The organism is Burkholderia sp. 10_S31 (assembly GCF_056930375.1).
Genome location: NZ_JBXOWK010000003.1, coordinates 2,193,247 through 2,207,945, shown reverse-complemented (window position 1 = coordinate 2,207,945; position 14,699 = coordinate 2,193,247). Strand labels below are relative to the sequence as shown.

Genomic DNA, 14,699 nt, shown 5'->3' with positions numbered 1-14,699 from the left:
GAGGGCTCCGTCAGGCGATCAGTTGTTCGAGCACGCGGCGGTACACGTTCTTCAGCGGGTCGACGAAGCGCACGTCGATGTGCTCGTCGATCTTGTGGATGCTGCCGTTCGGCGGGCCGAATTCGATCACCTGCGGGCAGATACGCGCGATGAAGCGTCCGTCGGACGTGCCGCCCGTCGTCGACAGCTCGGTCGTGAGGCCGGTCTCGGCGCGGATCGCGTTCTCGAGCGCGTTCGACAGGTCGCCGCGCGGCGTGAGGAACGGCAGGCCGCTCACCGACCACTTCAGCGTGTATTCGAGGCCGTGCTTGTCGAGGATCGCATGCACGCGCGCCTGCAGGCCCTCGACGGTGCTCGCCGTCGAGAAGCGGAAGTTGAACATCAGGTCCGCGTGGCCGGGGATCACGTTGGTCGCGCCGGTGCCCGCGTGCAGGTTCGACACCTGCCAGGTGGTCGGCGGGAAGTATTCGTTGCCTTCGTCCCACTGTTCGGCGGCGAGCTCGGCAAGTGCCGGCGCGAGCAGGTGAATCGGGTTCTTCGCGAGGTGCGGGTACGCGATGTGGCCCTGCACGCCCTTGACGATCAGCTCGCCCGACATCGAACCGCGGCGGCCGTTCTTTACGACGTCGCCGAGTTCCGTGGTCGAGGTCGGCTCGCCGACGATGCAGTAGTCGAGGCGTTCGCCGCGCGCTTCGAGCAGGTCGACGACCTTCACGGTGCCATCGGTGGCCGGGCCTTCCTCGTCGCTCGTGATCAGGAACGCGATCGCGCCGCGGTGGCCGGGGTGGGCCGCGACGAATTCCTCGGAGGCGACGACGAACGCCGCGAGCGACGTCTTCATGTCGGCCGCGCCGCGGCCGTACAGCTTGCCGTCGCGATGCGCGGGGATGAACGGCGGCGAGGTCCACTGCTCGAGCGGGCCGGTCGGTACGACGTCGGTGTGGCCCGCGAATGCGAGCAGCTTGCCGTCGCGGCCGTCGGTGCCGCGCTTGACGGCCCACAGGTTGGTCACGCCGTGCGACGCGATGGTCTCGCATTCGAAGCCGAGCGCGGCGAGGCGCTCGGTCATGATCTGCTGGCAATGCTGATCGTCGGGCGTGACGGACGCGCGGGTGATCAGCTGTTCGGTAAGGGCTAGGGTGGCGGACATGGTTCGGACCACTTTCGATAAAAAATGCCGGCGCGGTGGCCGGCAGCGATGAGACGTCGGGCTGCGCCCACGGGCGCAGCGCAGGCGGCCCTAGGCGGCAAACAGCGCCGCGTACTGATCGGCCACGAAGCCGAGCGATTTCACGCGGCCGTTGACGACGAGCACGGGACGCTTGATGACCGACGGCTTGTGGATCATCAGCGCGACCGCGCCGGATTTCGTTTCCGCGGCCGCCTTCATGGCGTCGTCCAGGCCGCGCCACGTCGTGCCGCGCTTGTTCACGAGCGCATCGAGCGACACGTCCTTCAGCCAGTCTTCGACGAGCGGGGCGCTGACGCCGAGCTTCTTGAAGTCGTGGAACTCGAACTCGACGCCATGATCGTCGAGCCACACGCGGGCCTTCTTCACGGTGTCGCAGTTCGGAATGCCGTAGACGACCACGGTGCGCGGCTTGGCCATCAGTCGCCTCGCAGCAGCTCGTTCAGGCCGACCTTCGCGCGGGTTTTCGCGTCGACCTTCTTCACGATCACGGCGCAGTACAGGCTGTGCGAGCCGTCCTTCGACGGCAGGTTGCCAGCGACGACGACCGAGCCGGCCGGGATGCGGCCGTAGCTGACTTCGCCCGTCTCGCGATCGTAGATCTTCGTGCTCTGGCCGAGGTACACGCCCATCGAGATCACCGAGTTTTCCTCGACGATCACGCCTTCGACGACTTCCGAGCGCGCGCCGATGAAGCAGTTGTCTTCGATGATGACGGGGTTTGCCTGCAGCGGCTCGAGCACGCCGCCGATGCCGACGCCGCCCGACAGGTGCACGTTCTTGCCGATCTGCGCGCACGAACCGACCGTGGCCCACGTGTCGACCATCGTGCCTTCGTCGACGTATGCGCCGATGTTGGTGTACGACGGCATCAGCACGACGTTCTTCGCGATGAAGGAGCCGCGGCGCGCGATGGCCGGCGGCACGACGCGGAAGCCGCCCGCGGCGAAGTCTTCAGCCGTGTAGTTCGCGAACTTCGACGGCACCTTGTCGTAGAACTGGGAGTAGCCGCCGGCCGGCATCGGCGCGTTGTCCTCCAGGCGGAACGACAGCAGCACGGCCTTCTTCAGCCACTGGTGCACGGTCCAGTTGCCGTCGATCTTCTCGGCAACGCGCAGCGCGCCTTTGTCGAGTTGCTCGATCGCATGCGCGACGGCTTCGCGGACGTCGGCCGGTGCGGCCTTCGGCGACAGCTCGGCGCGGTTTTCCCAGGCGGTATCGATGATTTGCTGAAGTTGTTGCGACATGTTCGTTTTCGCAGGAGATGGATGGAATTGATCGGATGGACGATTACCGCGCGAGAGACCGGCAGAAATCGACGATGCGTTGCGCGCCCTCGACGCATTCGGGGGTGCCCGCGACGAGCGCGATCCGGATGAAATCGCGGCCCGGGTTCGTGCCGTGCGCGTCGCGCGCGAGGTACGAGCCGGGCAGAACCGCCACATTATAGTCGGCGTACAGGCGGCGGGCGAACTCGGTGTCCGACAGGCCGGTGCGCGCGACGTTGGCCCACAGGTAGAACGCGGCGTCGGGCAGCTTCACGTCGATCACGTCGGCTAGCATCGGCGTGACCGTGTTGAACTTCTGCAGATACAGCGCGCGGTTCTCGCGCACGTGTGCCTCGTCGTTCCACGCGGCGATGCTCGCGTGCTGCCAAACCGGCGACAGCGCGGCGCCGTGGTACGTGCGGTACAGCAGGAATTTCTTCAGCAGCGCGGCGTCGCCGGCGACGAAACCCGAGCGCATGCCCGGCACGTTCGAGCGCTTCGACAGGCTCGACAGCATCACGAGGCGCTCGAAGCCGCGGCCGAGGCGGTGCGCGGCCTCGAGGCCACCGAGCGGCGGCGCTACTTCGTCGAAATAGATTTCGGAGTAGCACTCGTCGGATGCGATCACGAAACCGTGGCGGTCGGACAGTGCGAACAGTTCGCGCCAGTCGTCGAGCGTCAGCACGGCGCCTGTCGGGTTGCCCGGCGAGCACACGTACAGCAGCTGGGTGCGCGCCCAGACTTCATCGGGCACGGCCGCATAGTCGCACGCGAAGTTGCGCGCCGGGTCGCTGTTCGCGAAATAGGGTTCGGCACCGGCCAGCAGCGCCGCGCCTTCGTAAATTTGATAGAAAGGATTCGGACAGAGTACGATCGCTTTCTTGCCGTCCGCGCGTTCGCGCGCGTCGATCACCGTCTGCGCGAGCGAGAACAGCGCCTCGCGCGACCCCGACACGGGCAGCACCTGGGTGGCCGGATCGATCGCCGGCAGCCCGTAGCGGCGTTCGAGCCAGTGCGCGATCGACGTGCGCAGCGCGTCCGAGCCGGCCGTGGCCGGGTACGACGCGAGGCCGTCGAGCGCGGCCACCACGGCGTCGCGGATCAGCGCCGGCGTCGGGTGCTTGGGCTCGCCGATGCCGAAGCTGATCGGTTTCAGGCCGGAAGCGGGCGTCACGTCCTTGAACAGGGCGCGCAGCTTTTCGAAGGGATAGGGCTGGAGCGAGTCGAGTCGAGGGTTCACGGGCGAAGCGGCCATCGCGGCCGGTTGGAGCGAAAGGGGCGGCGCAGGTGCCGCACGGCTGCGAGCGGGCGCCGACGGCGCGCGGCTCGCAGCGGACGATTATAGCGTGACGCAATGCGGTCACGGCCCGCCGGAACGGCGGCCGGGCCGGTCGAATAAAGGGTATCGAACCAAATGAATAACGCGGTACGCGGCAGCCTGCCGACGCTGGCCATCCTGATCGGCGCTTCGGTATGGGGCCTGATCTGGTATCCGCTGCGGATTCTTGCATCGCTCGGTCTCACCGGTACGCTGGCGAGCGCGCTGACGAGCACGGTCGCGTTCCTGTTCGTGATCGTCGTGCGGCATCGCACGATCGCGACGCTGCGCTGGCACTGGGTGCTGCCGGGCATCGCGATCACGGCGGGCGTGACCAACCTCGGCTTCGTGTGGGGCACGATCCACGGCGAGGTGCTGCGCGTGATGCTGCTGTTCTACCTGACCCCGGCATGGACCGCGATCTACGCGCATTTCCTGCTGCGCGAGCGGCTGACCTGGGCCGGCGCGGGGCTGGCTGCGCTGTCGATCGGCGGCGCGATGCTGATGCTGTGGTCGCCGAAGCTTGGCGTGCCGCTGCCGGCCAATCCGGCCGAATGGGCGGGGCTCGCTGCCGGCCTGAGTTTCGCGATGAGCAACGTGCTCGTGATCAAGGCGAGCCGCGAGTTGCCTGAGATGCGCGCCGAGATGCGCACGGCGACGCTGTTCGGCGGCGCGGCCGTGTTCGGCGCGATCGCGTCGCTGTTCGAAGGGTGGCCGGTCGCGCCGGCGGGCGGGCAGCTTGGCATGGCCGCACTGATCATCGTGGCGATCGGCGTGACGATGGCCGCGAACAACCTGCTCGTGCAATACGGGCTTGCGCGCGTGCCGGCGAACCGCGCGTCGATCATCATGCTGTTCGAGATCGTGATCACCGCGCTGTCGGCGTGGGTGTTCGCGAACGAGTTGCCGAGCGCGCGCGAGTGGGCGGGCGGCGCGTGCATCGTGCTGGCGACGCTGCTGTCGAGCCGGGTCCATCGTGCCGCGCCGGCACCGGGCAAACCCGGCGGCGGGCGGGACGGCGCACGCGCGATGGTATGATGGAAGCCGTTTGCGGGGCCCAACGCTGTATGCGCACGGCCCCGCTTTTGAATTCCGGGGCGCATCGCGCGCATGGGCCGTCCGGCCTCGCGCGTCGCGGCCCCGTCCGTTTCACACCTTCTTCACATCCGATACCGCCGTGCGTCTGAGCTCGATCAAACTCGCTGGCTTCAAATCCTTTGTCGATCCCACGCATTTCCAGGTTCCGGGCCAGCTTGTCGGCGTGGTGGGCCCGAACGGGTGCGGCAAGTCCAACATCATCGATGCCGTGCGCTGGGTGCTCGGCGAGTCGCGCGCGTCCGAGCTGCGCGGCGAGTCGATGCAGGACGTGATCTTCAACGGCTCGACCGCCCGCAAGCCCGGCAGCCGGGCCAGCGTGGAACTGATCTTCGACAACTCCGACGGCCGCGCGGCCGGGCAGTGGGGCCAGTACGGCGAGATCGCCGTGAAGCGCGTGCTGACGCGCGACGGCACGTCGAGCTACTACATCAACAACCTGCCGGCACGCCGCCGCGACATCCAGGACATCTTCCTCGGCACGGGCCTCGGGCCGCGTGCGTACGCGATCATCGGGCAGGGCATGATCGCGCGGATCATCGAGGCGAAGCCGGAAGAGCTGCGCGTGTTCCTCGAAGAAGCCGCGGGCGTGTCGAAGTACAAGGAACGCCGTCGCGAGACCGAGAACCGCCTGCACGATACGCGCGAGAACCTGACGCGCGTCGAGGACATCGTCCGCGAGCTCGGCGCGAACCTCGAGAAGCTCGAGGCGCAGGCCGTCGTGGCCACCAAGTACAAGGAACTCGTCGCCGACGGCGAGGAGAAGCAGCGCCTGTTGTGGCTGCTGCGCAAGAACGAGGCCGCGGGCGAGCAGCAGAAGCAGCAGCGCGCGATCGAGCAGGCGCAGATCGACCTCGAGGCGCAGACGGCGAAGCTGCGTGAGGTCGAGTCGCAGCTCGAGACGCTGCGGGTCGCGCATTACTCGGCGAGCGACGCGATGCAGGGCGCGCAGGGCGCGCTCTATGAAGCGAACGCCGAAGTGAGCCGCCTCGAGGCCGAGATCAAGTTCATCGTCGAATCGCGCAACCGCGTGCAGGCGCAGATCGCCGCGTTGAACGCACAGCGCGAGCAATGGCGCGCGCAGGCCGAGAAGGCGCAGGACGAGCTCGAGGAAGCCGAAGAGGCGCGCGCGATGGCCGACGAGAAGGCCGCGCTCGCGGAAGACAACGCAGCCGCGAAGCACGACGCGCTGCCGGCGCTCGAGGCGAAATGGCGCGATGCGCAGGCGCAGCTCAACGATGAGCGCGCGCGGATCGCGCAGACCGAACAGTCGCTGAAGCTCGAGGCCGCGCACCAGCGCAATGCCGACCAGCAGCTCCAGCAGCTCCAGCAGCGTCATGAGCGCCTGAAGTCCGAGGCGGGCGGGCTCGACGCACCAGATGAAGCGCAGCTCGAAGAGTTGCGCATGCAGCTCGCCGAGCAGGAAGAGATTCTCGCCGAAGCACAGGCACGCCTTGCCGATGCGCAGGAAGCGCTGCCGCGCCTCGATGGCGAACGCCGTGCCGCGCAGGAGCGCGTGCAGGCCGAAAGCGCGCAGATCCACCAGCTCGAGGCACGGCTCGCCGCACTCAAGCAGCTGCAGGAGAACGTGCAGACCGAAGGCAAGATCCAGCCGTGGCTCGACAAGCACGAGCTCGGCGCGCTGCCGCGCCTGTGGAAGAAGCTGCATGTCGAAGCGGGCTGGGAAGCGGCGCTCGAGGCCGTGCTGCGCGAGCGGCTCGCCGCACTCGAAGTGTCGAATCTCGACTGGGTGAAGGCGTTCGCGACCGATGCGCCGCCCGCGAAGCTCGCGTTCTATGCGCCGCCCGCGGCCGGTGAGCCGCCTGCCGCCGTGGCCGGGCTGCGCCCGGTGCTGTCGCTCGTGCGCATCGACGATGCGGGCATCCGTGCGGTGCTGAACGACTGGCTCGGCAACGTGTACGTCGCCGACGACATCGCGCAGGCGCTCGCGATGCGCGCGCAGCTGCCGGCAGGCGGTGCGTTCGTCGTGAAGGCCGGCCACATCGTTACGCGTGTCGGCGTGCAACTGTACGCGGCCGACTCGGAGCAGGCCGGGATGCTGGCCCGCCAGCAGGAGATCGAGAACCTGACGCGCCAGGTGCGTGCGCAGGCGCTGCTCGCCGACGAGGCCCGCACGGCCGCGGTGCGGGCGGAAGCCGCCCACACGCAGGCCGCGCAGGCGCTCGGCGACGTGCGCGCGCAGGCCGAACGCGCGACGCAGCGCGTGCACGCGCTGCAGATGGACGTGCTGAAGCTCGCGCAGGCACATGAACGCTACACGCAGCGCAGCACGCAGATCCGCGAGGAACTCGAGGAAATCGGTGCGCAGATCGACGAGCAGCGTGCACTGCGTGCGGAGTCGGAAGCGAACTTCGAGCGCTTCGACGGCGAACTCGCGGAACTGCAGGCGCGCTTCGAGGACAACCAGCTCGCGTTCGAAGCGCTCGACGAATCGCTGACGCAGGCGCGCCAGGAAGCGCGCGACCTCGAGCGTGGCGCGAACGACGCGCGCTTCGCCGCGCGCAACGCGGTCACGCGGATCGATGAGCTCAAGCGCAGCATCCAGGTCGCGCACGAGCAGAGCGAGCGCGTCGCCGCGTCGCTGGAAGACGCGCGTGCCGAACTCGAAACGATCAACGAGCAGACCGCGCACACGGGCCTGCAGGATGCGCTCGAAATCCGCGCGGTGAAGGAAGAGGCGCTGCAGGCCGCACGGATCGAACTCGACGACCTGACCGCGAAGCTGCGCGCATCGGACGAGCAGCGTCTCGTCGCCGAGCGTTCGCTGCAGCCGCTGCGCGACCGCATCACCGAGCTGCAGCTGAAGGAGCAGGCCGCGCGCCTGTCCGTCGAGCAGTTTGCCGAGCAGCTCACGGCGGCCGAGGTCGACGAGGAAGCGCTGCGCGAGAAGCTGACGCCGGACCTGAAACCGTCGTACCTGCAGGGCGAGGTCACGCGCCTGAACAACGCGATCAACGCGCTGGGCCCGGTGAACATGGCCGCGCTCGACGAGCTGAAGGCCGCGAGCGAGCGCAAGGTGTTCCTCGATGCGCAGTCGGCCGACCTGACCGACGCGATCACGACGCTCGAGGACGCGATCCACAAGATCGATCAGGAAACCCGCACGTTGCTGCAGGGCACCTTCGACGAGGTCAACCGTCACTTCAGCGATCTGTTCCCGCGCCTGTTCGGCGGCGGTCAGGCGAAGCTGATCATGACGGGCGACGAGATCCTCGATGCGGGCGTGCAGGTGATGGCGCAGCCGCCGGGCAAGAAGAACGCGACCATCCACCTGTTGTCGGGTGGCGAGAAGGCACTGACCGCCACCGCACTGGTGTTCGCGATGTTCCAGCTGAATCCGGCACCGTTCTGTCTGCTCGACGAGGTCGACGCGCCGCTCGACGACGCGAACACCGAGCGTTTCGCGAATCTCGTGCGCGCGATGTCCGACAAGACGCAGTTCCTCTTCATCTCGCACAACAAGATCGCGATGGAGATGGCGCAGCAACTGATCGGCGTGACGATGCAGGAGCAGGGCGTGTCGCGGATCGTGGCGGTGGACATGGAAACCGCCGCGGGTTTTGCCCAGAATTGACGTTTGAAGAAACCGGACCGCGTTCGCGCGGCGCATGGGCGCCCGTTCGCGAGTCCGACGAAAAAGAATTGCTGATGGAGCGTGCATGGACGAGTTGACACTCGGTTTGATCGGCGCGGGCGCCGTCGTGGTGGGCGGCGTCGTGGTCTACAACGCGTGGCAGGGTGCGAAGGTGCGGCGCAGGATGCCGCGCCCGATGCCGGAAGAGACGGCCGAGGCGATGAATCGCCCCGAGCGCGACGATGAGCAGCCGTTCATCGAGCCGGTGCGCCAGCCCGTGCGCCGCGAACCCGCGGCGCCGGCACCCGCCGCCGCCGCGAGCGCGCCGGCCGAAGCCGCGCGCGTCGAGCCGACCTTCGGCGGTGCGGCGCCTGCCGACATGCCGGCCGATCTGCAGGCCGAGGCCACCGGGGTCGACATACAGCCGGAATCGACCGAGGCGGCCGAGCAGTCCGTCGACGAAGGGGCGGTCGCCGCCGCACAGGACGCGCCGGCCGCCGACGCATCGAACGAAACGCCCGAACCCGTGCTGCCGGCCGCGACGACGATCTCGTCGGCGCCGCCCGCAATCGTCGACCGCCGGATCGACTGCATCGTGCCGATTCGCCTCGGCGGGTCGCTGCCGGGCGACAAGATCCTGCCGGCCGCGCAGCGGCTGCGCCGAGCGGGCAGCAAGCCCGTGCATATCGAAGGCAAGCCGGAAGGCGGCCAGTGGGAGCTGCTGCAGAACGGCGTGCGCTATGAAGAGCTGCGCGCGGCCGCCCAGCTAGCGAACCGCAGCGGCGCGCTCAACGAGCTTGAATTCTCCGAATTCGTGACCGGCGTCCAGCAGTTCGCCGATGCAATCGACGGCGCACCCGAATTCCCGGACATGATGGAGACGGTCTCGATGGCGCGCGAGCTCGACGGCTTTGCCGCGCAGTGCGACGCGCAGCTGTCGATCAACGTGATGTCGGACGGCGCGCCGTGGTCGGCGAACTACGTGCAGGCCGTCGCTTCCCAGGACGGGCTGCTGCTGTCGCGCGACGGCACGCGTTTCGTGAAGCTCGACGCGAAGCAGAACCCCGTGTTCATGCTGCAGTTCGGCGACACGAACTTCCTGCGCGACGACCTGACGTACAAGGGCGGCAACATGATCACGCTGGTGCTCGACGTGCCGGTCGCCGAAGAGGATATCCTGCCGTTCCGGCTGATGTGCGACTACGCGAAGTCGCTGTCCGAGCGGATCGGTGCGCGGGTCGTCGACGATTCGCGCCGGCCGCTGCCGGAATCGACGTTGGTCGCGATCGATCAGCAGTTGATGAAGCTGTACGCGAAGCTCGAGGAGGCCGGCATCCCGGCCGGCTCGCCGGTCACGCGCCGCCTCTTCAGCCAGTAACGCGTGTTGCGGGCGGCGGCATGCGGTGCCGCCGCCCGTCGCTGCAGTGCCGCACACACGCCCCCTGTGTGTGCCGCGAGGGGCCGTGCGGCACGCATTGCGAGTCGCCGTTGCGGCGTCAAACTGAGATAATCGAACATCCGATTTTTCAGAACGAAACTGCCGCCAGCATGGCCCGAACCCAAGCCGAACCGCCAGCCAGCCAGCCCGACGCGCGTGCCGCGTGGCTGCGCGACCAACTCGAGCGCGCGAATTACGCCTATTACGTGCTCGACCAGCCGGATCTGCCCGACGCCGAATACGATCGATTGTTTGGCGAGCTGCAGCAACTCGAAACCGCTCATCCCGACCTCGTGACGCCCGATTCGCCGACGCAGCGCGTCGGCGGCGAAGTGGCGAACGGTTTCACACCGGTCGTTCATGACGCGCCGATGCTGTCGCTGAACAACGGCTTCGCCGACGAGGACATCGCCGCGTTCGACAAGCGGGTCGCCGATGCGCTCGACAAGACGACCGATCTTGCCGGCTCGGTGACGGACCCCGTCGAATACGCATGTGAGCTGAAGTTCGACGGGCTCGCGATCTCGCTGCGCTACGAGCAGGGCGTGTTCGTGCAGGCGTCGACGCGCGGCGACGGAACGACCGGCGAGGACGTGACGGAGAACGTCCGCACGATCCGCTCGATCCCGCTGAAGCTGAAGGGTGCACATGTGCCGGCCGTGCTCGACGTGCGCGGCGAGGTGCTGATGTTCAAGCGTGACTTCGCACGCCTGAACGAACGCCAGCGCGCGGCCGAGCAGCGCGAATTCGCGAACCCGCGCAACGCGGCGGCCGGCAGCCTGCGCCAGCTCGATCCGAAGATCACCGCGCAGCGTCCGCTGTCGTTCTTCTCATACGGGATCGGCGTGCTCGACGGGATGCCGATGCCGGACACGCACAGCGCGCTGCTCGACTGGTACGAGTCGCTCGGCCTGCCGGTGAACCGCGAGCGCGCGGTCGTGTACGGCGCCGACGGATTGCTCGGCTTCTTCCGCAAGATCGGCGAGAAGCGCGAGTCGCTGCCGTACGACATCGACGGCGTCGTCTACAAGGTGAACCGGCGCGACGAGCAGGACCGCCTCGGTTTCGTGTCGCGCGCGCCACGCTTTGCGCTCGCGCACAAGTTCCCCGCGCAGGAAGCGCTGACGAAGCTCGTTGCGATCGACGTGCAGGTTGGCCGCACGGGTGCGATCACACCGGTCGCGCGGCTCGAACCCGTGTTCGTCGGCGGCGCGACGGTGACCAACGCGACGCTGCACAACGAGGACGAAGTGCGCCGCAAGGACATCCGGATCGGCGATACGGTGATCGTGCGGCGCGCAGGCGACGTGATCCCCGAAGTCGTCGGTGCGTTGCTCGACCGCCGTCCGGAAGGCGCGGCCGAGTTCGTGATGCCGACCGAATGCCCGGTGTGCGGCTCGAAGATCGAGCGGCTGCCGGACGAGGCGATCGCGCGTTGCACGGGCGGCCTGTTCTGCCCGGCGCAGCGCAAGCAGGCGCTGTGGCACTTCGCGCAGCGCCGCGCGCTCGACATCGACGGCCTGGGCGAAAAGATCATCGATCAGCTCGTCGAATTGAATCTCGTGCGCACGCCGGCCGATCTGTTCAATCTCGGTTTCGCGACGCTCGCGGAACTCGACCGGTTCGCCGAGAAGTCCGCGCAGAATCTGCTCGACTCGCTCGAGAAGGCGAAGCACACGACGCTCGCGCGCTTCATCTACGGGCTCGGGATCCGCCATGTCGGCGAATCGACCGCGAAGGATCTCGCGAAGCATTTCGGGTCGCTGACCCCAATCATGGACGCGTCGATCGAGGAACTGCTCGAAGTGAACGACGTCGGGCCGATCGTGGCCGAGTCGCTTCACCAGTTCTTCGCGGAAGAGCACAACCGCACCGTGATCGAGCAGCTGCGCGCGCCCGGCAAGGTCACATGGCCCGAAGGCCCGCCCGCGCCGAAGGCGCCGCAGGGCGTGCTGGCCGGCAAGACGGTCGTGCTGACGGGCACGCTGCCTACGCTCACGCGTGACGCGGCGAAGGAGATGCTCGAAGCGGCGGGCGCGAAAGTCTCGGGCTCGGTATCGAAGAAGACGGATTACGTGGTCGCGGGCGCCGAAGCCGGCAGCAAGCTCGCGAAGGCCGAGGAACTCGGCATCCCCGTACTGGACGAAGACGGACTGCACCAACTCCTGGAGGGCAACACGCCATGATTCGCGAGATCCTGAAGATGGGCGATCCGCGCCTGCTCGAAGTCGCCAAGCCGGTCGAGCGGTTCGATACCCCCGAACTGCACGAGATCGTCGCGGACATGTTCGAGACGATGCATCACGCGAACGGCGCCGGGCTTGCCGCGCCGCAGATCGGCATCGGGCTGCAGCTCATTATCTTCGGCTTCGGCAGCAACAACCGCTATCCGGACGCACCGCCCGTACCCGAGACGGTGCTGATCAACCCGAAGCTCGAGTACATGCCGCCGGACATGGAAGAGGGCTGGGAAGGTTGTCTGTCGGTGCCTGGCATGCGCGGCGTCGTCAGCCGCTATGCGAAGGTGCGCTACAGCGGTTTCGACCAGTTCGGCGCGAAGATCGATCGCGTCGCCGAAGGCTTCCATGCGCGGGTCGTCCAGCACGAATACGATCACCTGATCGGCAAGCTATATCCGATGCGGATCACCGACTTCACGCGCTTCGGCTTCACCGAGGTGCTGTTCCCGGGGCTCGATCCGACCGACGACGACTGACCGGCACGCGGCGCTGCGCCAGGTTGCGCGCCGTCGTCGTACCGGAAATGAAAAAGCCCGCTTGCGCGGGCTTTTTCATTGCGTGGCACGCGGTGCGTGCCCGATGTCAGAACGACTCGTCGGCCGACAGGTAGCGCCATTGTCCTTGCGGCAGCGCGCCGAGCATCACGCGGCCCATCCGCACGCGCTTCAGGCCGATCACTTCGAGACCGACCAGTTCGCACATCCGGCGGATCTGGCGCTTCTTGCCTTCACGCAGCACGAAACGCAACTGTTCGCCGTTTTGCCAGCTCACCATCGCAGGCTTCAGCGCGACGCCGTCGAGTTCGAGGCCGTGGCGCAGCTTCGCGAGCGATTCCGCGGGGAAGTGCTGGTCGATGTCGATCAGCCGTTCGCCGAAGCGCACGCGCACCAGGTACTCCTTGTCGATATCCGATTGCTCGCCGATCAGCTGCTTCGCGATCCGGCCGTTCTGCGTCAGCACGAGCAGGCCGGTCGAATCGATGTCGAGCCGGCCGGCCGGCGCGAGCGCGTGCAGGTGTTGCGGTGAGAAGCGTACCTGCGAGCGGTCGCCGCTCCACTGGTTCGCGCGCGTGATCAACACCGACGCGGGCTCGTAGCCGTCTTCCGCTTGACCCGACACATAGCCGACCGGCTTGTGCAGCAGGATCGTCACTTGTGCGGCCTGCGCGGCGCTCGCGCGCTCGTCGATCTCGATCTTCTGGTCCGGACGGACCTTGGTGCCGAGCGTGTCGATGCGTTCGCCGTCAACGAGCACCCAGCCCTTTTCGATCCATTCGTCGGCTTCGCGGCGCGAGCACAGGCCAAGTTCCGACATGCGCTTCGACAGGCGCATCAGGCCGGTTTCATCGCCGTGATCGATGTCGGCGGCGCGGCGTTTGACCGGTTGTGCGGTTTTCAGCGCGGTACCGCTCGAGCGACGCTCGGTGCTGCTGCGCTCGCCGTCGCGTGCGGGGCGAGCCGGGCGATCGCCGAAGCTGCGCTTTTCGCCGTACCCGGCTGCCTTGTCGCGATAGGGCGCGCGTGCGCCACCTTCGCTGGCACTTGCGCGACGCGGACGTGCATCGTCATCGCGGCGTGCCGGGCGATCCGACGACGTGCGGCGGTCGCCGAAGCTGCGCTTTGCGCCTTCGCCGCCGGCGTTGTCGCGATAGGGTGCGCGTGCGCCGCCTTCGCTGGCACCTGCACGACGCGGACGTGCATCGTCATCGCGGCGTGCCGGGCGATCCGACGACGTGCGGCGGTCGCCGAAGCTGCGCTTTGCGCCTTCGCCGCCGGCGTTGTCGCGATAGGGTGCGCGTGCGCCGCCTTCGCTGGCACCTGCACGACGCGGACGTACGTCGTCATCGCGGCGTGCCGGGCGATCCGACGACGTACGGCGGTCACCGAAGCTGCGCTTCGCACCTTCGCCGGCTACCTTGTCTCGATACGGCGCGCGTGCGCCGCCTTCGCTGGCGCCTGCACGACGCGGACGTGCGTCGTCATCGCGGCGTGCCGGGCGATCCGACGACGTACGGCGATCACCGAAGCTGCGCTTCGCGCCTTCGCCGGCTGCGTTGTCTCGATACGGTGCGCGTGCACCGCCTTCACTGGAACCTGCGCGACGCGGCCGAGCATCGTCGTCGCTGCGGCGGGGCGGGCGATCCGACGACGTACGGCGATCACCGAAGCTGCGCTTCGCGCCTTCGCCGGCTGCCTTGTCTCGATACGGCGCACGTGCGCCGCCTTCGCTGGAACCTGCGCGACGCGGTCGCGCATCGGGTTTGCCGTCAGCGCCGCGATAGCCACGTTCGGCACCGCCGTCACGCGGCGCACGCTTGGCCGGTGCGCGATCCGCGCCCGGGCGCTCGGCGCCCGCGGCAGTGCGGGGCTTGAACATGCGTTCGCCGGCGGCGGCCGGGGACGCCTTCTTCGGGCGAGCCGGCTTGTCCCCTGCGGGCGGCGCGGCGGGGCGCACCGCCTTGCGGGCGACGAGGCTGCCGGAGCGGACGGGTGCGCGGGTCGGCGACGCCGGCCGCGGATTCTTGACGGTCAATTTGGTGCGCATAAACGCTGGGAT

The 14,699-nt window shown here is 68.0% G+C and carries 10 protein-coding genes; 5 read left to right on the top strand and 5 right to left on the bottom strand.

Annotated features, from left to right (window positions below; translation table 11 throughout):
- Positions 1-10 precede the first annotated feature (10 nt).
- The 4 genes from dapE to dapC all read right to left on the bottom strand — a co-directional run bounded on the left by dapE (position 11) and on the right by dapC (position 3,712).
- Complete coding sequence (gene dapE / locus AC1Z3W_RS30380; RefSeq protein ID WP_057929776.1) at positions 11-1,150, bottom strand: succinyl-diaminopimelate desuccinylase; 1,140 nt, start codon at positions 1,148-1,150, stop codon at positions 11-13.
- Positions 1,151-1,240: 90 nt separating this feature from the next.
- Positions 1,241-1,609, bottom strand: coding sequence for an ArsC family reductase (locus AC1Z3W_RS30375; RefSeq protein WP_044847939.1), 369 nt, complete (start codon positions 1,607-1,609; stop codon positions 1,241-1,243).
- On the bottom strand, positions 1,609-2,436 hold the full coding sequence (dapD, locus tag AC1Z3W_RS30370) for a 2,3,4,5-tetrahydropyridine-2,6-dicarboxylate N-succinyltransferase (RefSeq protein ID WP_006478479.1): 828 nt from the start codon (positions 2,434-2,436) through the stop codon (positions 1,609-1,611). Before dapD ends, AC1Z3W_RS30375 begins: the two co-directional genes overlap by 1 nt.
- A 43-nt stretch (positions 2,437-2,479) precedes the next feature.
- Positions 2,480-3,712, bottom strand: coding sequence for a succinyldiaminopimelate transaminase (dapC, locus tag AC1Z3W_RS30365; RefSeq protein ID WP_483509223.1), 1,233 nt, complete (start codon positions 3,710-3,712; stop codon positions 2,480-2,482).
- A 159-nt stretch (positions 3,713-3,871) separates the two neighbouring features.
- Here dapC and AC1Z3W_RS30360 point away from each other — a divergent pair, with 159 nt between their 5' ends.
- The 5 genes from AC1Z3W_RS30360 (at position 3,872) to def (ending at position 12,619) form a co-directional block, all read left to right on the top strand.
- The gene (locus AC1Z3W_RS30360; RefSeq protein WP_057929779.1) at positions 3,872-4,813 is read left to right on the top strand and encodes a DMT family transporter; all 942 of its coding nucleotides are present in this window, start codon (positions 3,872-3,874) and stop codon (positions 4,811-4,813) included.
- A gap of 139 nt (positions 4,814-4,952) precedes the next feature.
- A complete protein-coding gene (smc, locus tag AC1Z3W_RS30355) occupies positions 4,953-8,465 on the top strand; it encodes a chromosome segregation protein SMC (protein ID WP_483509222.1) in 3,513 nt (1,170 codons plus the stop codon).
- Between the two features lie 85 nt (positions 8,466-8,550).
- Positions 8,551-9,843 carry a cell division protein ZipA C-terminal FtsZ-binding domain-containing protein gene (locus tag AC1Z3W_RS30350; protein ID WP_124833109.1) on the top strand — a complete coding sequence of 431 codons (1,293 nt, stop codon included), beginning with the start codon at positions 8,551-8,553 and terminating at the stop codon, positions 9,841-9,843.
- Positions 9,844-10,013: 170 nt separating this feature from the next.
- Positions 10,014-12,089, top strand: a complete 2,076-nt coding sequence (gene ligA, locus AC1Z3W_RS30345) for an NAD-dependent DNA ligase LigA (RefSeq protein WP_057929782.1) — start codon at positions 10,014-10,016, stop codon at positions 12,087-12,089.
- Positions 12,086-12,619, top strand: coding sequence for a peptide deformylase (gene def / locus AC1Z3W_RS30340; protein WP_057929783.1), 534 nt, complete (start codon positions 12,086-12,088; stop codon positions 12,617-12,619). Before ligA ends, def begins: the two co-directional genes overlap by 4 nt.
- Positions 12,620-12,725: 106 nt before the next feature.
- On the opposite strand, the gene AC1Z3W_RS30335 is transcribed toward def, so the two are convergent.
- On the bottom strand, positions 12,726-14,687 hold the full coding sequence (locus AC1Z3W_RS30335; RefSeq protein ID WP_483509221.1) for a pseudouridine synthase: 1,962 nt from the start codon (positions 14,685-14,687) through the stop codon (positions 12,726-12,728).
- Between the last annotated feature and the right edge of the window lie 12 nt (positions 14,688-14,699).